General features: G+C 49.0%; 2 tRNA genes and 1 rRNA gene. All 3 read left to right on the top strand.

Annotation, left to right across the window (positions count from 1 at the left end):
• Nucleotides 1–111: ribosomal RNA gene (locus BMI79_RS22905) — 16S ribosomal RNA — on the top strand; the annotation flags it as partial.
• 74 nt (nt 112–185) lie between these two features.
• A tRNA-Ile gene (locus tag BMI79_RS22900) sits at nt 186–262 on the top strand.
• Nucleotides 263–373: 111 nt separating this feature from the next.
• A tRNA-Ala gene (locus BMI79_RS22895) sits at nt 374–449 on the top strand.
• The last annotated feature ends 188 nt before the right edge of the window (nt 450–637 follow it).

Below are 637 nucleotides of genomic sequence, written 5' to 3'. Positions count from 1 at the left end.
GAAGTAGGTAGCTTAACCTTCGGGAGGGCGCTTACCACTTTGTGATTCATGACTGGGGTGAAGTCGTAACAAGGTAACCGTAGGGGAACCTGCGGTTGGATCACCTCCTTACCGAACGATATTGATTGAGTGAGTGCTCACAACAGATTGTCTGATGAAAAAGTAACGAGCAGAAAACTCTTTATAGGCTTGTAGCTCAGGTGGTTAGAGCGCACCCCTGATAAGGGTGAGGTCGGTGGTTCAAGTCCACTCAGGCCTACCAAATTCGCACTCATGCTGCATTATGAGCTGGGCACGAAGCAGCAGGTTTCCCGAGAGGGAAAAACTGTCATTCACCGCGAGTGGTAATAAAGAGTTCTGCCAGTGACTGTATGGGGCTATAGCTCAGCTGGGAGAGCGCCTGCCTTGCACGCAGGAGGTCAGCGGTTCGATCCCGCTTAGCTCCACCATATCCCTACGGTCCTTGATAATACTTCAGAGTGTACTGGTGACAGTATGCTGCGAAGTATTTTGCTCTTTAACAATCTGGAACAAGCTGAAAATTGAAACCTGACAGCAGAAACTTATCCCTCCGTAGATGTATTGGGGTAAGGATGACCCTGTCAGAGAGTCTCTCAAATGTTTGCAACGCGAATGT

The organism is Serratia oryzae (assembly GCF_001976145.1).
GTDB lineage: Bacteria > Pseudomonadota > Gammaproteobacteria > Enterobacterales > Enterobacteriaceae > Chania > Chania oryzae.
Note: the sequence above shows the minus strand (reverse complement) of the source record. Positions and strands in the feature narration are given on the sequence as shown.